Raw genomic sequence first — 19,410 nt, 5'->3', positions numbered from 1 at the left:
ATCATTTATAAGTAGAGATTCATGAACGCCTGGACTGTGTAGGACCATTTGTAAGATCATTAATAATTGCACCATTGACTGCTGAATGTGGCGGTTCTTGAGGTGATTTTAGTAGTTGAAATAAAGCATATACTATTACGATAGTAAGTACTGCAGCAACTATGAAATTGATGAGATTATTTTGTGGCAAAATATTTGTTATTGAGTTGAATAATTTTTGCTCCATAAAGAAATAATCAGCAGTATATAATCCAATAGACAATATAAACATACCTAAAGCTAATTTATAGGACGTGTTTTTACGATCTTTTTCTTTTTGTGGCACTAAGTAGTGTATATTCTCAGAGCTTGTTACTAATTGTTCAAATTCATCACTATTTTGGTTGTTTAACAATCGCTCTAGGGTGTTTTTTTTATTTATAGGATATATTAATCCATTCACTTTCGATTGTTTCTTCTCTTGCCAATCCACATTCTCATAGTCGACTGTATATTTATCTCTACTTGATAGCTCGATCTTGTGTAGTGAGCCAGCTAAGAGCATTATATAGCCCTCTATTAATGGATCTTCACATATCTCTAATACTTCTCTTTTTACTGTTTTGTTAGATGACGAAAGTTTTTTATAATGACTACCTAAAGAAAAGAACAATGCTATATCTTTATCTACTTTTATGTTGTGAATAGAATAATAGAAGTTAATAATGCATTTATTTAAGGTAAATTCTCTATCATATTCGTTTAATGCATTTTCTTCACTTAACAACCTTCTAACATCAATAAGCACCTTATTTTCAAAATCTTCTGCTGTTTTAAATATTGATTCTCTCTTTGGATTTGCCAAAACGTTAAGTAAATCTAATTTTCTTCCATCTACTATTTCGTGTATGTCTTTACCTAACTCAGACTCCTTAATAACTTTATATATTTCATCTATGATATCTTGAGTGCTCAGATTATTACTTCCGCTTAAAATTTTATAAGCTTGAGTATAAATTAAGAACAACCCTTGTAGACTAAATTGTAAGTTAAAATATTTATCTAATGATTCCTCTTTTTTTCTAACGAATGAAGACAAACCAATATGGTTTCTATGGTCTATTTTACCAGTTAAGTTAGCATGTTGAAAATTGCCTAAAAAAATAAACAAGGCCTCTAATAAATTGCCTTTACCAACAATTTTTATTAGTTCTTCAACTTCCTTAACCATTGCTAAAACCTATAATGTTCTACTTTATAGTATAAGGGATACATGGCAAAATAGCTATAAATATTATTGTACGTTTACACTCTGTATCAAAGAATTAAGCCCTTTAGTTAAGAGCATATCCATCCACCGCCAATTACTTGCTCATCTTTATACGCTACACAGGCTTGACCTGGACTGATGCCAAAGTAATCGTCGTTTAAAATTACACAGGCTTTGTTTTTTTCGTCAGTTGAATATATTGTTGCTAAGCTTCCTGCATGTGATGACCTGAGCTTCACAGTTACTTCCATGCCTTCTTTTGGTTGTTCTAACCAATTTAACTCTTTGACCAATATCTTTTTTTGCATTAGAGCATTGATCGGGCCTACTACAACTTCATTATTTTCTGTATTAATTCTTACTACATAAAGAGGTTCACTTTGTGCAATGCAGAGACCTCTTCTCTGCCCCACTGTAAAATTTACTATGCCGCTGTGCTCACCTAACACTTTTCCATGAATATCTACTATTTTACCTTTCTGTACAGATTGTGGAGCTAATTTAGCTATTGTTTTACTATAGCTTTCGGAAACAAAGCATATATCTTGGCTGTCTGGCTTTTCAGAGATTTGTAAGCTAAAATATTTTGCTAATTTTCTTATATCACTTTTATAGAACCCACCTAGTGGAAATCGCAAAAGCTTTAACTGCTCCTCAGTTGTAGCAAACAAAAAATAACTTTGATCTTTACTTTTATCAATACTTCTGCACAACTTTACCTCACCATTTTCTTCTAATCTTCTTACGTAATGTCCTGTTACGAGCACATCCGCACCAAGATTTTTTGTGACTTGCAATAGATCACGGAATTTTACTGTTTGGTTACATCTTACACATGGTATGGGGGTTTCCCCACGCATGTAAGTATTCGCAAAATCTTCTATTACTTCCTTTTTAAATGTTTCTTCGTAATTTAAAATATAATGAGGAAAGCCAACACTTTCAGCTACGCGTTTGGCGTCATAAATATCTTGTCCAGCGCAGCATGCACCTTTTCTTGCATTAGCATTGCCATCAGTGCCATATAGCTGAAGAGTCACACCTATCACTTCGTACCCAAGATTATACAGCAGTGCTGCAGCAACGGAGCTATCAACTCCCCCGGACATTGCAACAATAGCCTTAGTTTGATGCGGAGCTTTATCTTTTAATAAAGGTTCAATTTCAAATTCTTTTAGCATGGTTATCCGAGTTTATTAAATATAAGCCCTACGTCATACTGCTGCGGCATCTTCAGCCGGCTAACAAGTAGTGAAATGACGGCTTATCAAATTGCAGGTAAGCCTCATTACTTTAACTATAGGTATTGTACAGAACAATATGAGAATTGAAAGAGTTAACGCAATTTATGCACGATTTCATTATAAGAAATGTTTCTTGAGAATCTTAAAATTGAAAGATTTCAACAACCAAAATCGTGATCAATCTTGCTTGAATAAAACATGGCCAAAATAGTCCATGTTTTCAAGTACTTTTCCGCTACCTAGGGCAACACAACAAAGTGGGTCATCTGCGACACGAACTGGTAATCTTGTTGTGTCACTAATAACTTTACCCAAGTTACGCAATAATCCACCACCACCAGATAAAATTATTCCTCTATCAACTATATCAGAAGAAAGTTCAGGTGGAGTACTCTCCAGTGCAGTTCTAATAGCAGAAATTATCTGATGTACAGGCTCTATTAGGCTCTCTGCAACTTGATATTCTGATAAAAACATTTCTTTTGGCATCATGCCACTCACTAAATCCCTGCCTTTAATTATCATTCCCTCTTTGTTGTTTTCATTTGGCAGACTGGCTGAACCTACATTTTTCTTAATTTTTTCAGCAGTTGTTTCACCAATTAATAACTTATGATTTTCGCGAATGTATGACTTTATTGCCTCATCCATAATATCACCACCTACTCTGGCAGAACGTGAATAAACAATTCCACCTAAAGAAATAATTGCAACTTCAGTTGTACCACCTCCTATGTCAACAATCATAGAGCCTTCAGGTTCGGTAACTGGAAGTCCAGCCCCAATTGCTGCAGCCATTGGTTCTTCAATTAAGAATACTTCATTTGCACCAGCACTTTCTGCTGCATCTTGTATAGCACGCCTTTCAACTGGAGTGGACCCAGATGGAACACATATTATAATATTAGGTTTATTTACAGTGAATTTTGTGTTTGCATTACGTATGAAATATTTTAACATTTCTTCCGCACTTTTAAAATCAGCAATAACTCCATCTTTCAAGGGCCTTATCGCTTCTATTTCTCCAGGTGTTTTTCCGAGCATCATCTTAGCTTTTTTGCCAAAAGCATAAGGAACGTAACTTCCTTTTTCTTTTACTCTTGCTACAACTGAGGGTTCATCAAGCACTATCCCCTGACTTTTCTGATAAACTAAAGTATTTGCAGTACCAAGATCTATAGCAATATCGCTAGCAAATAAACCTTTGAAAGTAAAAAAATTTCTGATTAAATTCTGAACAAAACTCATACACAACTCAAGAAAACCATTTATTGAGACAAATTATACTTTTTAGATAAGTAACTAGTGTAGCACTCAATATCTAAATCCCCACCTGTTACCTTTTTTAGCTGTTCCAAAAAACCATAATTTGCACTATATACATTTTTAGAGAACCAATCGATAAGTAAACTGAAATCTCCTTTTACTATAGAATCTAAAAATTCGTAATGATTTTTCTTAATAAAAGAAAAAAACTGCACAGCAGCGATTAACGCTATGACTTTAATAGGAAAGTAGCCTATAACACCACTTATCCAATACTCATCTTGAAAATAAGTGTCTAGCTCATTTTTAGCTTTTACTGAAATCTTGTAATGCTTCATACCTTCCAACCATTTATCGTGTAGATCTTTAACTTCTAACGTACCATTTATTAAATCTTGTTCTAATTTAGTTCTTAGCATAATGTGAGCCAATAAACTAAATTCATCTGCATTCTTCAAAAAAGATGAAAGATTTACTTTATTGAAAATCAAATACAAATTTTCAACGCTACTATTAATTTTGCCTTTTGTAGAAAGTTTCTCCTTTATGTGTGGTTGAATGAACTCAATAAATTCTCTGGATGTTCCAATGATCCTTTCCATGAATAATCCTTGAGTTTCATACATAATATGTTTAGTAATTGAGCTCTTTATAGAATTTTGCGCTAAACATTTTTGATGAATTGCATAACCAGTATGCCGTAAAAGTAAAAATAAACCATAACAAAGGTCAGATTCATCATAATCGATAGGATCGTAATAAGAAATGGAAATCTCATTTGGTGTAACACTCATTTGCTGTAAGAATAAGGAACCAAGTTCAATCTGTCTCTGAACCGTAACTTTTTGTATATTAGTAACCTTATCCTTCTTCTGCTTTTGAGTTACTTTCTCTACATTTTCACTAAAAAATTTACCTAGCTTAGGAAATATTTCCTTTATGTTCTTTTCTGTGATATTAGAGTCATAGTCAGCAAGCAATGACTCATAGTTTGAGCGCTTTAATTGCTGCGATTTTATAGAAGCTGCTTCACGAGTAAGCTTAATTAGGTTAGTAAAGCATTCTTTCAGCTTTTCTAAGTTACTAATTTCAGAATTAGTTAGCCTCCATAAGTTTTGGCATTCAATCTTAGCTTTGGACAAAGATTTTACTAAATCAATAGGAATAGCACTGCTGCTTTTGTGTATCCCCTCTATTAACTTTAGCTGCTGAATATTAGCACTCTTTTTATTCTTAAGAGCATTTGCTAATGATTCCTTTATTGCATCATGAGAGATAATTTCATGTCTGATTTCCTCTAGAAGACACATTTGTTCAACTTTGTCCTCTACATTCAATTGGCTTTTGCTTAGTAGTTTTAATGTGTTTTCAATATTCCTTACCTTATGTAATACTTCCTCTAAAAACTTATAAGATCTCATTTTTATTCATTGCTTTGAAACATCTGCTTAATATCGTAATAGATTAATAATAAAGTTAAAAGTATATTTGCTTTAAAGTACAATAAAAAATTGTATTTTTATTCTTTTATTGTACTTCATTGCTAAGAATTGAGCATCTTATCAGAAAATTAATTATAAGATTGTAAAGAAAACATTTAGTTTTTATTTTCCTTGACTCTATTCTAGTATAGAGGGATTATTAGTACTAAATTAAAATTACGCACTATATTTTAAATTTATGGAGGTTTAGTGATGTGGAGTAGACTGATTATAATGTGTTGTTTTTGTTTACTGCTTACTGGTGTAAGTTCTTGCCCTAAAAAAGGAGTAAATACGACAAATAAAATGAATGCTGTTGTTAAGCAGATAGGTGATAAAAGAGTTTTCTTTGATTATGATGAATCTAGTATCAGTGAAGTGAGTGCAGATGTATTGCTTGACGTGATGGAAGTGTTACAAAATAATCCTGACGCAAAGGTCACTTTAACTGGTCATACTGACAATCGTGGTTCTCACGAGTATAATCTTGCACTAGGAGCTAGAAGAGCAGATGCAGCTAAAAAATTTATGGTCAGCTGTACACCTTATCTAGAAAATAGAATAAAAACTGCTTCTAAAGGTGAAACTGAGCCTTTGGTTAATGTAAAAGATGATTCTAGAAATTCCAAGTATGAGAGAGAGCATGCTAAAAATCGTAGAGTAGAATTTTCATTCTCTGGGATCAAAAGTTAATCTCCTCCGATCCCAGTGCTGAGCACTGGGATGATACAGTGTACAAATCCTTTGCACAGATTGTTAGTTTGCTTGTATTGAAGTTCCGTAGCGATATAATGTAGAGAGACATAAACTACCTAACCGTCAAGAAACATAATGCGATTGGAGCTGTCATTTCAAAATATAGTTAATAAGTTTGCTTTTCATGATAATCAAGTTGCGATTGCAGTATCAGGTGGTGTAGACAGTGTAGTTTTATTGCACTTAATGATTAATTGGGCAAAAAAAAATAAACCTTCACTTCCTATAGCATTAACAGTAAATCACGGGTTACGTTTAGAATCTCAAAAAGAAGCTGATTTTGCTGTAAGCTATGCAAAAGAACTTGGGGTAAAGGAATCGTTCATATTAAATTGGGAGAAGAAAAATATTAAAGGCAATATTCAGTTGCAGGCGCGAAAAGCACGGTATAACTTATTAACAAAATGGTGTAAAAATAATAATGTTAAATATTTATTTGTTGCTCACCACAAAAATGATCAAGCAGAAACGTTCTTGTTGAGATTAGAGCGGGGTAGTGGAGTAGATGGATTATCATCAATGGATTACAAATCTTTCTTAAATGGTATTTATATATTTAGGCCGTTGTTAAATTTTAGTCGTAGTGAAATAGAAAAGTATGCTAAACTTCACCAATTAAGATGGATCAAAGATAGAAGCAATTATGACTTAAAATACAGACGAACTTTATACCGTAACTTACTTAAAGCAAGTGATAATCAAGATGTTCTAACAGAGCGAATATGCCTGACAGCACTTCACATGAAAAGAGCTGCAAAAGCGTTGATGCACTACACACGCCTTGCACTTAATGACTGCGTTAATATTCATGATCTTGGTTATATTGAAATTAAACTAGATGAACTTTATAAACTGCCAGAGGAAATAGCTTTAAGGCTTCTTCTTTATTCTATAATGGCAATTGTCAACAAGCACTATAAACCAAGGTACCGTAGCCTTATCGCAATATTTAACAAAATATTGCAAAAAGATAGTGATATTAACTGTACACTCTCTGGGTGCAAAATAAGAAAATATGGAGGGAGCATCTTGATAATGAGAGAATCATCAAAGATACAGGAAATTACTGTACACCTAACATTAAATGTCTTCTTTATTCTATAATGGCAATTGTCAACAAGCACTATAAACCAAGGTACCGTAGCCTTATCGCAATATTTAACAAAATATTGCAAAAAGATAGTGATATTAACTGTACACTCTCTGGGTGCAAAATAAGAAAATATGGAGGGAGCATCTTGATAATGAGAGAATCGTCAAATATACAGGAAATTAATGTACACTTACCATTAAATGGTTCTATTGAATGGGATAACAGGTTTAGCTGCACAATATTTGGAGATCAGGAGTGTTCAGTAACTATTGCTCCGCTAAAGAAAACACAAAAAATCCCTGAATTTCTAAAAAATTATGGTTATTGCTCTGAAGTTTACTATTCTTTACCTACAGTACAAAAAGATGGAAAAATGATTGCTTATCCTGATGTGAGTTATAACGGGAAAAGTACCGATGATGATAAGATTCGATGCATTATTAATAGCACGATAAAACAAAATTTGGTAAGCTTGATTAGTATTTAATTAGAAATGTAAATGAAAAAATTTTTAGAAGGCTTATTGATCTGGTTAGTGATTATTGTTCTTATTTCAGTTGCTTATATTCAATTTAGCGGAAGTATAGGTAAGAGTAAAACAACCATACCTTTTTCAGAATTTTTAACTAGACTAGAAGATAATGATATAGAAAATATTACAATAAGAAACCAAAGCATCGAAGGGAAGTTTAGGGATGGGTCAGCCTTTAACTCAAGTGGTGTTATATATAGTGACTTAATAAAAAGTTTGCATGATAGGAAAGTGAAGTTCTCCTTTTCAATTGGAGACTCTGCAATAGGTATAATTGGTGGATTACTTATTCAATGGGTTCCGACGCTTATCTTTATCGGTTTATTACTTTTCCTTTTTAAACAAACGCAAGCAGGAGGTAATAGAACTATAAGCTTTGGCAAATCAAAAGCTAGGCTTATGACTACTGGAAAAAAAGTGACATTTGATGATGTTGCTGGGATTGATGAAGCAAAAGAAGAATTGGTTGAAATTGTTGATTTTCTTAAACAAAGGCAAAAATTTCAAGTTTTGGGTGGAAAGATACCAAAAGGATGTCTTTTAATTGGTTCTCCTGGAACTGGTAAAACTCTACTTGCTCGTGCAATTGCAGGTGAAGCTAATGTACCGTTTTTTAGTATTTCTGGATCTGATTTCGTTGAAATGTTTGTCGGTGTTGGTGCAAGCCGTGTCCGGGATATGTTTGATCAAGGCAAGAAAAATGCTCCTTGTATAATTTTCATAGACGAAATAGATGCAGTAGGTAGGCATCGCGGCATCGGTCTTGGTGGCGGTAACGACGAAAGGGAACAAACATTAAACCAGTTACTGGTTGAGATGGATGGTTTCGAGTCTAATGAAGGTGTGATAATAGTTGCTGCAACTAACCGTCCAGACGTCCTAGATCCAGCACTACTTAGACCTGGTCGTTTTGACCGACAGATTACTATTTCTTTACCTGATATAAATGGGCGTGAGAGAATATTAAATACGCATATAAAGAAAATATCGATAGCACCAGATGTAAACGTAAAAACAGTTGCGAGGGGAACGCCAGGTTTTTCAGGGGCTGATCTAGCAAATTTAGTGAATGAGTCTGCGCTTATTGCTGCAAGAAGAAATAAGAAAATTGTTACCATGGATGATTTTGAGTATGCACGTGATAAAGTGATGATGGGCATGGAAAGAAGGTCCTTAGTCATTACAGAAGAAGAAAAAAAGCTTACTGCTTACCATGAAGCTGGTCATGCAGTAGTTTCAGTTAATATGCCTGCTTCTGATCCTATACACAAAGCAACAATTATTCCACGTGGTAGAGCACTTGGTTTAGTTATGAGACTACCAGAAACAGATAGAGTGTCCCTCACAAGAGAAAAGATGCTAGCAGATATAACTGTTGCAATGGGTGGACGTGTGGCAGAAGAGCTAATTTTTGGCTATGATAAAGTCACAAGCGGCGCATCTTCAGATATAAAACTAGCATCAGATTTATCACGTGCTATGGTGACAAAATGGGGAATGAGCGACAAAATAGGGCCAATATACCACAATTGTGAACAAATCACACATGATTCTGAGACAATTTCTGAAGATACGTTAAGACTTATAGATGAGGAAATAAAGAAAGTTGTATTTTCTTGCTATGAAAAAGCAAAAGACATTTTAACCAAGCGTAGGAAAGACTTGGAGCTCATTGCTGAAAATCTACTGGAGTTTGAAACTTTAACAGGAGATGAAATAAAAGACATATTAAGTGGAAAAAAAATTGTTAGAAATGAAAATGAAGGTAAAGAAGAGATAAGAAGATCCTCTCTCTAATAAGATCTGGCTTTATTTAACCGCTAAAACAAAAATTTTTAATTAATTAGCTTAAGTTATAAGATCATAGTTAAGCCGATGTATTTTATAAATGGACTTTTTTGAACATTCTTCCAATTTTTTTCTAAATAACTCTTTGCCTATTTAAATAAGTATGTTCAGTATTAGAGCTTTCCAGACCGCTACTAGGAGAAAGCTTGACCTTTAAACATCTCTATTAGCTTTAATACAGGAGCAGTTCCTGCTACAATAGCTCCTATAACAGCAGTAGCACCCATGATGAGAAGAATCGTTTCTGCAGTGGTGATTACACAAAGCTCAATACATAAACCAGCAATGACCATACCAACCATTATACCAATGAAAGCACCTACAATTATGGACGAAACTACAACAATTAATTGTTCTATTTTTGAACTAAGTGATGGGGTTGTTACTTCTCTTTCAAGTCTAATACGCCAACTTGGCCGCATTTGTTCTCTTGAACTTATTCGTTTTCTTATTATCACATTTTCATCCCTGTTTCCAAAGAGATTCAGTGGTATTTCACTTGGCTGCATTTGTTCTCCTGGTCTTCTTATATTTTCACTCCTGTTTTCAGAGAATAGTTCTCTGTCATCTGCTCTATCAAGATCTCTGATGTTATTTAATATCTCTTGTGTTCTTTGCCTTACTATATTTTCACCCCTGTCGCTAAGGCGAACTCTCTGAGGTTGATTTAGAACATGATCTAATCTCTCATAGTTCCTTGCCCTTCTTTCATTCACGTTTTCAAAGAAGTGGAAATTCAGAAATATCTCTCTTTCACTTCCAACATAACCTCTTGAATTTCGCTTTGATCTTCCTCCAATATCCTTAATTGTCTTTTCAAATTTTAATAGCGACTTGTTGTTTAGTCTAACATGATTCTGAGAATCACAAGTAACGATCCAGTCTAAAATTGGCATTTTTTGACTATCAAATCCTGTACCATGTTCTATATCATCATTAATGTGTTCTTTTAGTTTTTTAATTATCTCTACTGCTCTTAGCTCCATAGTTTCTATGGTACTATCTTCACTTTCTACCAGTATATTGAAAACAATTCCTAACAACTCCTGTTGTAAATCCTTTCGTTCTTTAATATTCATAATTAGCCTCAACTTTTATATGCTATTTTGCCAAAATAATTTTACCAAATAAGTAATATATATGCAATAATTCTCGTTTAAAAATTTTTTTACATTGGCCTATCTAAGTTATGTTTTAGGATGTAAAAGCTTCTTACTTTAATAATTTATTAAAGTAAACCATATATGGATTGCTATTTAGGAGCAGCTGTTGTACTTTAATCAGAAGGTACAGTAATGTAAGAAGGAGGTACTTTATGTCTTTAAAAAAGAAAATTTCTGAGTTTATAGAGGAACAGCTTGATATAAAATACCATGACAATTACTTGGCTTACACTATACACAATTGGGCTGCAAGTGAAATATCTAGATCTGTCGCTCTGTGTATAATTGGTTGTGGCGATTGTGAGATTAAGTATCAAGGTATTGCTAATTCATTTAACATAACGAAAGAAGAAATTAACCAAAGTAATATAGAAAGCATAAAAAATAAGATAGAAAGTGAAGCTAGAAAAGAAGGTAGTGAATTTTCCGAGTTGATTTCTAAAATGAATCAATCGCTGAAAGAACAAAGTGAAAAGTCTATTATACAGATTTTAAATTCATCTGCTGAAGAGATGTTAAGGAGTTTTTGTGGTAGTTCTATACAGAGAACAGAGGATAAAGAAGTTAGTCTGTCCTCTGCTTCACATGAAGAGCCTGCTACAGAAGATTTGGAAACTACTGTTAATTCTGATCTTTTATCAATTTAACCAGCTCCTCATATAAATTTTTTCTGTACCCAAGCTATATGTTTGTGAGAGGATAGTAAGCACTACATTCTTCTATTTCCATTATAACAGATTCGTCTATTTTCATGATGATCTTACTATTTGTACTCTGTCTAGGACTAAGCAATAGAAATAGTAGGATAACAGTAGTCAACCAAGATCACGTACTAGGATGATATAAGTATCATAATTTACGATTAGATTGACATAGGGTAAAGAGTAAATTAAAAATTAAATAGATCTTTTAATGCAGAATAAATGCCTATAGAAATATTGATGCCTGCTCTTTCCCCGACAATGAGTAAAACTGGAGGAAAAATTGTAAAGTGGTGTAAAAAAGAACAAGATAAAGTTGAAATAGGTGATGTAATCGCTGAAATTGAGACTGATAAAGCCATAATGGAGTTTGAATCTGTCGATGAAGGAGTTTTGGCAAAAATTTTAGTGTCGGAAGGAACAAGTGGCGTGCCTGTAAATCAACTGATAGCTCTAATGTTAGAGGAAGGGGAAGATAAAAGCGCACTTGATTTAGCTTCTACCATCAATACCAAGGTTGAGAAGGAGGTTGAAGCCGATTTTTCAGTATCATCCAACCCTTCAATTTCATCTAGCTCTTCAATGTCATCCCAGTGCGTGACACTGGGATCTAGAAAAGAAGAAGGAGCAGAAGGTAGAACAAAAATAAGCCCTCTAGCTAAGAAAATAGCTCAAAATGAAAATGTGGACATAAAACAACTAAAAGGTACAGGCCCATATGGTCGTATTATCAAAGATGATGTATTAGAATTTTTAGATCAAACTAAAAGCTATGAGAGATTTGAGGAAAATACAACAGTTGAAGTAAGTAATATGCGCCAAGTGATAGCGCAGCGGCTAGTTGAATCTAAGCAAAATATTCCACACTTTTATTTAACTGTAGACTGCCACGTTGATAAGCTAATATCGCTGAAAAATGAAGTTAATTCAGCAAATGAAAACAATAAAGTAACAATAATCAATGACTTGATTATAAAAGCTGTGGCTTTCAGCATGAAAAAATTTCCTGATATAAATTCATCGTGGACAGATAATAAGATAGTAAGGTACTCAAATATAGATATCTCAATTGCTGTAGCACTTGAGGATGGGCTGATTACTCCTATAGTAAAAAATGCTGATGAAAAAAGTATTTTATCTATATCAAAGGAAGTGAAAGATTTAGTAAGTAGAGCAAGATCTGGAAAACTAAAGCCTGAAGAATTTCAAGGAGGAGGATTTACTATCTCCAACTTAGGCATGTTTGGTATAAAAACTTTCAGCGCTATAATCAATCCACCGCAATCTTGCATTATGGCTGTTGGTGAATCTAAAAAACAGCCGGTTGTCATAGGTGAAAAAATAGAGATAGCAGAGATAATGACAGTTACTCTCTCTGTTGACCACAGAGCAGTTGATGGAGCACTCGGAGCAAAATTTTTAAATGCCTTTAAGTACTATATAGAAAACCCTACGGTGATGCTTCTTGAGCCTTTATTATTATAATAAAATTAATACCTCTTAATTTATACTTTTATTAATTGATAGGTTTAGAGGTAAAATATGACTGATAAAAAGATAGAAAAACGTAGTATATCTTTTGATGCTGCAAAATCAAAATTTTCAAACGATAGGTTTCAAATAGATTCCTCATCTAATGAGTCAATAGATACCATTGGTAAAAAATTTAAGTATGAAGTGAAACTTCCAGGTGTTATTCACACTACAACAAGAAAAAATAATGTTGGAAGCGGATTAAATGAGTTAGATCTAAGAAAGAAAAACGAAAACTCTTTCAAGACACCAATAAAGAATATTGAAGAATCAGATAGTAAGAGAAACCAAAGTCATTTGCTGTTTCAGGAGGACTCATTTCCAGAACTACCAGCATGTGCATATAAGCCAGCACTGCTGCCAAAACCATCAAAAGAAAAAATAAAGGAAGCTTTAAATAAAATGCGCAATAATAGAAAAGCTCATAATTCTGCAAGTGTTGAAAATGGTGTTAGTTCAGACAGGTTCAAAGTGCGCCCGTTCTTATGTAGTGATATAGATGGATATGTAGCTCCTGACAAACGTGACCGTAATCTAGAAAGGTGTAGGGTTACACATGATAGCAGTAAGCTTGAAGCACAAATGGAAAGAAAGCATGGGTTTCAATCAGATCCAAGTGTTAAGCATGTAAAGGCTGATACTGTAGTATGTTCTATTACTAAAGGTCATGACAAAAAAGGCATTAAATCTGATGTCTCATATACACAAGAGCCTACATCAGAAATGTCTAAGGTTAATGTGAGAGAATTAGCAAATAGGTTCCGTGGCTAATCATTATTGGATTTTTCGAATAACAATTGCTTAAGATTTTATAAACTGTGCATATAGTACTCTATAAGAGAAAGAGAAGTGTGACAACTTCTCTCTTTCTTAACCACTTGCTGAAGAACGTTTATCTTCTGTGGCATCTGGTGATGGAGCAACTAATCTACTCAAAATCTCATCTTTTGGTCCCATAGCATAAATAACCCCATCTGACATGACGATCACTGTATTGACTACAGATAGTAGCTGTAGCTTATGAGTGATGATAACAGTGGTAGTATTTTGCTCTCTTGCAACATTGATTGCATTAATCAAGCGCGCCTCTCCATTACTGTCTAAGTTAGCATTCGGTTCATCAAGAACTAAAAGCTTAGTATTACCATAGAAAGCCCTTGCAAGTCCAAGAAGCTGTTTTTGGCCACCAGAGAGTATTACTCCTCCAGGTCCTCCTATTGTTGTATCATACCCATTTGGTAAGCTCAGTATTAATTCATGTATTCCTGCAATTTTTGCTGCTTTGATTATTTCTTCAGGATTTGGATCTGGTCTCATGCGGGCAATATTAGCTTTAACGCTCGTGTTAAATAACTCAATATCTTGAGGTAAGTAACCAACATAATTACCAAAATTCTCTCGATTCCAAGTATATACATCAGCACCATCTAGTCTGACTACACCTGATATGGGTTTCCAAACACCAACGGTTAGTTTTGCAATGGTCGATTTACCAGAAGCACTTGCACCAATAACACCAACAACATCCCCTGGTTCTATTACAAATGAGATTCCTTTTACTGTTGGCTTATTGCTCCCATAAGGAGTAAAAAATACCCTATCAAATTCCAACTTCCCTTCAGGCTCTGGTAGAGCCATAGTTTGCTCTCTTTTTGGGGATGTTAGGATAAGTCTTTGCAGCCTCTCATATGACATTCTGGCTTGATTTAAAAATTTCCAAGTATGAACTGCTGCATCAAATGGAGCCAATACTCTACCCATCAAAATCGAGGCAGCAATGATACTACCGGCAGTTTTGTGAGCTGTAATTGCAAGTAATGCGCCTGTTCCAATTACTGATATTTGCAGAGTTGAGCGTAGAAACTTAGTAATCCCAGTAATCACATTAGAACGATTCTGCGCTGTAACTTGCATTGCACGATTTTGATCATTCCGTTTACACCAATCAGAAACTATAAATTCTGACATGCCCATAGCTTCAACCACCTCTGCATTTCTTGTTGCAACATCTATAGCATTAATATTACGTATAGTTTCTTCATTGGTTTCTCGCAATATACGCTTAGTGGCAAGTTCATTCCATACTGCCATTGAAACTAATATAATGATCCCGGCAATAGCTATAAACCCTGTAGAGGTATGTATCATAAAGATCACAACAAGGTAAATTAGCGACCATGGAGTATCGAACAGTGAAAATATACCATTTCCTGTAATGAAATTTTTTATTACTCCAAGATCTCGTATTGCTTCACCACTTGAAGTTGAGCTCTGCACTGATGTTAACCTGATTGACCTTACTATTAGATCTGGTGTTGCAGTTTTATCAATCCAGTCGCCAATTTTTGCCATGGCTAAATATCGGCAAGTTTCAAGCATTGCAGAACATGCAAACGCAGATAAAGTAATAATCGTCAGCATAACTAGTGTTGACACACTCTCGCTCGATATCACTCGATCAAGTACCTGAGAAGTATAAAGTGGCAAGAATAACATTAACGCATTAATCCCTGAGCTAAACCAGAAAATGAACCAAAACGCACTCTTGCACTTCTCTAGACAAGTATATAGTATACTTTGCTTTAATTCCTTTTTTATTGACGGAGTGATTTCCACAATCTTCCTTTTTATTTAATTACATGTACCATATATAGTTTTTATTTCAAAAGTATTAACAGTTATTGCCTTACCATATCATTAATGTAATAAAATATTAATGATATGTGAATATAAACTTTTTCATAGCAAGGCTATCTAATTTCTTCTCTACTATAACCTTATACGATAGCCTTGCCAATTGTTCTACGTTTTTCTTATCTACTACTCAATGACAGTTTAGTAGAATGCTTACTATCACTCCTCTGAAAGTTGATGTTATCAGAGTCAGTGACTACAATCTACATCTCTTTTCCTCTTTCTATATGATCAGGAAGTATTACATATTCCAATGATCTAGCTGTAATTGCTCTTTTTCTCAAACAAGATGGACTTGAATATACCCTTGGTCTATATCTTTCGAATTTAAAACAGTCAACAGTAATTCCCTCCTCAAAGTTAGAAAGTATTAGAGATGGAGATTCACTAACTTCCTTATCACTCACAGGGTTATTTGCACTATCATAACTCACATGACTCGCTGCACTATGATTGTTACCACACTCTTCTCTTGAGGTTGAACCGCCTGGATTAAAAGGAGTCGAAAATATTGAATACCTATTGGTATCACCAAATCGTTTTATCAATCCACAGTTTTCTTCATTCATTTTTGTAATATTCTCGTAATTAGCACCTTCTGATGAGCTTGATGAAGCAATAAAATCTTCTTTTGTCTTACTAAAGATATTGACTATTTTTAGCTTGGTTACAACATTCTTGAATTTGTTTTTCGGAGCTTTTGGGTTACTTTCTGAATGCTCATTTATAGTTATAAAACATGATTCATTGTCTAACTTGTCCATTGTATCTTGTGCTCTAATGGTGGGTCTTACATGCTGATCAAGCTTTTCTCCTAAATTGCCCCAAAAAGAAGAACTTCTTCTTTCTGCTAACACTGTACTACCACGCCTACTCATTCTCTGAGGAGAAATATTGAGTTTGTCTTTACTCTCTAATCTAGTTTCATGCATAAATTTGTAAAGTTCATTTTTCAATCGTGCAATATCTCTTTCACTCTTTACTACTAGTTCCAACATTGTGTTGTATTCTTCCAAATTATGAACTTCTACTTCTGCCTCGATTGATTTGCCTGTTATCTTTTCAATTGTTTTTATTTTCTCAGTATAGTTTTCTATTTCACTTTTAAGTGGTTTTTTTCGAAGGCCAACCAAAAAATTAGACAAGAAAGATATAAGTGATATTAAAGAACAGAAAATGGAGATAAAGGTAAAAATTTTCTCCACTGTAGATCCTGATTGATCAGATAGCATGTAAGATGAAGTAATGATGCCTACTATTGGTGTAAGCACATTAGTGATACATAAAACTATTTCCCTTTTTTCTTGATAATCTATTTCAAATTTATCATATTTCCTTTTTCTGTCTTCCTTTATTTCATAAAAAGCATCTAAAAATAACCTTAAGATATTTGCATCACTATGTTCAAGAGCATAGTCTAAAGATGTTTTTCCTTCATTGTCTTTTATGTCAAAATTTAGTTTCTTATTTACAATTTTCTTTCCGTTGCTGATTCTTGGATATAATAAGGCTTTAGTAGCTTTTTCCCTTAAGTGTTCATTTTGTTTACGCTTTTCTAAAACTAAACTTTTCAAGAATTGATCTTGCTTAAAATCTTCATTTACAATTCTTGCAAAATCATTATCATTCATTACAAGATAGTGTAATGGTGTTCTTCCAGATTGAGATACAACATTAAACATTTCCTCAGTATAGGGATCATGATGATCTGTCATAAAATATTCTATTACCTCGGCATTAAGGATCATGGCAGCTAAATGTAGAGGTATAAGCCCTTGACTGTTTGTGTGAAAAAGTGATGCTGTGTTCCTAATAGTTGACTTAGCAGTACTTTCAATAACATACTGAGAGCATCCTATGCCGTCGGCAAGAGCAGCCATGTGTAACGGTGTATTGTCATCTTCATCATATAACACTTTGATGCTAGCAGCCACCTTTTTATCTACAAGTTCTTTTGACACAAATTCAAGACATTCCTTATTGCCGCTCAAAATAGCTGCAAATAACAACTTTTTTTGTGTATTTTCTTCTGAAAAAATACTAATTGGGATTTTTTTTACCAAATACTTAACGCATTCTACTCTTCCACTGAGAATAGATAAGTGTAGTAAAGTTTGTCCATCCTTATTTTTCTTACTTAATATTTCTCCCACTCTCTCTTTTTTAAAAAGGTGCTCAAGGCATGATTTATTACCAACACGTGCTGCCATATGAAAGACGGTGTCATCGTTGCTATTCTTACGCAAAACCTCTTGATAAACGTCAAATTTCTTCTCTTCCAACTTTTTTTCTATCATGCTTAAAAACGATAAATCAAGTTGGGCAGCAAAATGTAAAGGGGTGTTTTTTTCGTTATTGCTCTCATTTATTTGCATGCCTCTATCTATTAACAGGTTTACACATTTTTTTCTTGACTCTAGCTCTGTACTTTTCGATAAAACTAAGTGTAGTGCTGTATTTCCTTTGCTTGTTTTTGTGCTTAAATCGTAATCAGGAAATTTATTGAGTAGAAATATTAGACAATCATACTTCCCGTACATTGCAGCTAAATGTACAAGATCTCTTCCATACTCACCTTTGGATTGAAGTATGCTATTTCCTATATTTTCATAAAATAGCTCTATACAATATGCATTACCATGTATAATAGCAATATGTAAGGGGGTGTTACCTTGTTTATTCTGAACAATTTTTGCACCTGATTTAATAAACAATTTTATTAGCTGTTTATTTCCATGTTTTGCAGCTATATGCAATGGGGTGTTACCATCTACATCTTCTCGATTAATTTCACTTTTTAGTTTACCTAACGATTTTAGATACTCTATAAGAAGATTTGTAGCATTATATTGAGTTTTTGAGTACCTGCAATCTTATGAAGGGGATTCTCATTATATTTATTTTTTTAAAATTGTACTTGATTATCAATGAAGAATTTCATGCACTCAGCATTTCCAGATTGCGCAGCATAGTGTAATGCGTTATTTCCATATTTATCTGTTTTAATTTTCTCCTTATCAAAAATTCCTTTTGCTGTCAATATTCCTTTTAAATACTCTAGGAGGTTAGGACTTCCGCTTCTGGCAGCATAGTGTAACTCAGTTTTATTATTGGTAGTGCAACTAAAATCTGCTTCATTTTCTATGAGAATTTTCAAGCATTCTTTATTGCCAGATTTAGCCGCATAGTGTAGTAGTGTTTTGCCATCTCTATCTTTATTCCTTAATGCTTTTTCAATGTCAAAATTAGAATTTTCTATCACAAAACGTAAAATATCTTCTTTACCCAACTCAGCTAAATAATGTAGAAGTGTTTTATCATTACTATCTGCAAAATTCTCCAATTTTATAATCAATTCTCTGCTCATACTAAGAATTAGAGATACAGCTATTTCAACATGAATATCATAATTCCTATTTTCCTCTTGTTCTTTCCCAATTCTTTCAATAGCCACTGTTAATAGCGAAAAACCATCATCACTTATTATATTCCATCCATCTTGACGAAATTTTTCAGCTAATGAATCACTTATATTTTCTTCTAAAATCCTGCTTTTTATATAATCAAGATTATTAGTACATATATTATAGTTTTTTTCTTGAATTACTTTATTAATACAATCATATATGATTATTAGGTCTTGCTCACTTATCCCATCTTCTGAATTGCCTTGTGAGCTTTTTAACTCAGAAATATTTACTTTACTAAATGCCCTGGCTATACCAATGCTCCCTGCATCTAACAAAACTTCACTTATTATATTTGGACTTGCGCTGGATTTAGATTTAATACAACTAATAACATTGTTAAGTTTATTTAACATATTATACCTCATAAATAATAATGCCGG

General features: G+C 33.6%; 10 protein-coding genes and 4 pseudogenes. 7 read left to right on the top strand and 7 right to left on the bottom strand.

From position 1 onward, the window contains the following. Window positions 1-19 precede the first annotated feature (19 nt). From BBB02_RS02495 to BBB02_RS02480, 4 genes are all read right to left on the bottom strand, one after another. Window positions 20-1,210 carry a WD1261 family protein gene (locus tag BBB02_RS02495; RefSeq protein WP_127463873.1) on the bottom strand — a complete coding sequence of 397 codons (1,191 nt, stop codon included), beginning with the start codon at window positions 1,208-1,210 and terminating at the stop codon, window positions 20-22. 107 nt (window positions 1,211-1,317) lie between these two features. Then, window positions 1,318-2,430, bottom strand: coding sequence for a tRNA 2-thiouridine(34) synthase MnmA (gene mnmA, locus BBB02_RS02490; protein ID WP_127463872.1), 1,113 nt, complete (start codon window positions 2,428-2,430; stop codon window positions 1,318-1,320). Between the two features lie 240 nt (window positions 2,431-2,670). Then, complete coding sequence (locus BBB02_RS02485; RefSeq protein WP_127463871.1) at window positions 2,671-3,741, bottom strand: rod shape-determining protein; 1,071 nt, start codon at window positions 3,739-3,741, stop codon at window positions 2,671-2,673. A 20-nt stretch (window positions 3,742-3,761) separates the two neighbouring features. After that, a complete protein-coding gene (locus BBB02_RS02480; RefSeq protein ID WP_127463870.1) occupies window positions 3,762-5,180 on the bottom strand; it encodes a gluzincin family metallopeptidase in 1,419 nt (472 codons plus the stop codon). A gap of 273 nt (window positions 5,181-5,453) precedes the next feature. Between BBB02_RS02480 and BBB02_RS02475 the strand changes: the two genes are divergently transcribed. From BBB02_RS02475 to ftsH, 4 genes and pseudogenes are all read left to right on the top strand, one after another. Then, the gene (locus tag BBB02_RS02475; protein ID WP_127463869.1) at window positions 5,454-5,933 is read left to right on the top strand and encodes an OmpA family protein; all 480 of its coding nucleotides are present in this window, start codon (window positions 5,454-5,456) and stop codon (window positions 5,931-5,933) included. 138 nt (window positions 5,934-6,071) lie between these two features. Beyond that, window positions 6,072-7,082, top strand: a pseudogene (tilS, locus tag BBB02_RS02470) (tRNA lysidine(34) synthetase TilS); the annotation flags it as partial. Continuing rightward, window positions 7,076-7,576, top strand: a pseudogene (locus tag BBB02_RS02465) (tRNA lysidine(34) synthetase TilS); the annotation flags it as partial. The pseudogenes tilS and BBB02_RS02465, both read left to right, overlap by 7 nt. A 12-nt stretch (window positions 7,577-7,588) precedes the next feature. Beyond that, entirely contained in the window at window positions 7,589-9,418 is a 1,830-nt protein-coding gene (ftsH, locus tag BBB02_RS02460) for an ATP-dependent zinc metalloprotease FtsH (protein WP_127463867.1), read from the top strand. 124 nt (window positions 9,419-9,542) lie between these two features. On the opposite strand, the pseudogene BBB02_RS02455 reads toward ftsH, so the two are convergent. Next, window positions 9,543-10,548: pseudogene (locus BBB02_RS02455) on the bottom strand (hypothetical protein). Between the two features lie 236 nt (window positions 10,549-10,784). Between BBB02_RS02455 and BBB02_RS02450 the strand changes: the two are divergent. The 3 genes from BBB02_RS02450 (at window position 10,785) to BBB02_RS02440 (ending at window position 13,637) form a co-directional block, all read left to right on the top strand. Beyond that, on the top strand, window positions 10,785-11,279 hold the full coding sequence (locus BBB02_RS02450; protein WP_127463866.1) for a WBM0748 family T4SS-associated protein: 495 nt from the start codon (window positions 10,785-10,787) through the stop codon (window positions 11,277-11,279). Window positions 11,280-11,555: 276 nt separating this feature from the next. Then, window positions 11,556-12,818 (top strand): pyruvate dehydrogenase complex dihydrolipoamide acetyltransferase, encoded by a 1,263-nt coding sequence (locus tag BBB02_RS02445; protein ID WP_127463865.1) that lies wholly within the window; start codon window positions 11,556-11,558, stop codon window positions 12,816-12,818. A 57-nt stretch (window positions 12,819-12,875) separates the two neighbouring features. Beyond that, a complete protein-coding gene (locus BBB02_RS02440; RefSeq protein ID WP_127463864.1) occupies window positions 12,876-13,637 on the top strand; it encodes a hypothetical protein in 762 nt (253 codons plus the stop codon). Between the two features lie 99 nt (window positions 13,638-13,736). On the opposite strand, the gene BBB02_RS02435 is transcribed toward BBB02_RS02440, so the two are convergent. Both BBB02_RS02435 and BBB02_RS02430 read right to left on the bottom strand, forming a co-directional pair. Further along, complete coding sequence (locus BBB02_RS02435; RefSeq protein ID WP_015588031.1) at window positions 13,737-15,482, bottom strand: type I secretion system permease/ATPase; 1,746 nt, start codon at window positions 15,480-15,482, stop codon at window positions 13,737-13,739. Between the two features lie 281 nt (window positions 15,483-15,763). After that, window positions 15,764-19,383: pseudogene (locus tag BBB02_RS02430) on the bottom strand (ankyrin repeat domain-containing protein). Window positions 19,384-19,410: the final 27 nt, after the last annotated feature.

This window comes from Wolbachia endosymbiont of Bemisia tabaci, assembly GCF_003999585.1.
Classification (GTDB): Bacteria; Pseudomonadota; Alphaproteobacteria; order Rickettsiales; family Anaplasmataceae; genus Wolbachia.
This window is presented reverse-complemented; position numbering and strand designations above follow the sequence as displayed.

What these genes read in the sequence shown, in the direction of transcription:
- BBB02_RS02495 (WP_127463873.1), bottom strand. Translation starts at nt 1,210, where the DNA reads ATGGTTAAGGAAGTTGAAGAACTAATAAAAATTGTTGGTAAAGGCAAT.
- mnmA (WP_127463872.1), bottom strand. Translation starts at nt 2,430, where the DNA reads ATGCTAAAAGAATTTGAAATTGAACCTTTATTAAAAGATAAAGCTCCG.
- BBB02_RS02485 (WP_127463871.1), bottom strand. Translation starts at nt 3,741, where the DNA reads ATGAGTTTTGTTCAGAATTTAATCAGAAATTTTTTTACTTTCAAAGGT.
- BBB02_RS02480 (WP_127463870.1), bottom strand. Translation starts at nt 5,180, where the DNA reads ATGAGATCTTATAAGTTTTTAGAGGAAGTATTACATAAGGTAAGGAAT.
- BBB02_RS02475 (WP_127463869.1), top strand. Translation starts at nt 5,454, where the DNA reads ATGTGGAGTAGACTGATTATAATGTGTTGTTTTTGTTTACTGCTTACT.
- ftsH (WP_127463867.1), top strand. Translation starts at nt 7,589, where the DNA reads ATGAAAAAATTTTTAGAAGGCTTATTGATCTGGTTAGTGATTATTGTT.
- BBB02_RS02450 (WP_127463866.1), top strand. Translation starts at nt 10,785, where the DNA reads ATGTCTTTAAAAAAGAAAATTTCTGAGTTTATAGAGGAACAGCTTGAT.
- BBB02_RS02445 (WP_127463865.1), top strand. Translation starts at nt 11,556, where the DNA reads ATGCCTATAGAAATATTGATGCCTGCTCTTTCCCCGACAATGAGTAAA.
- BBB02_RS02440 (WP_127463864.1), top strand. Translation starts at nt 12,876, where the DNA reads ATGACTGATAAAAAGATAGAAAAACGTAGTATATCTTTTGATGCTGCA.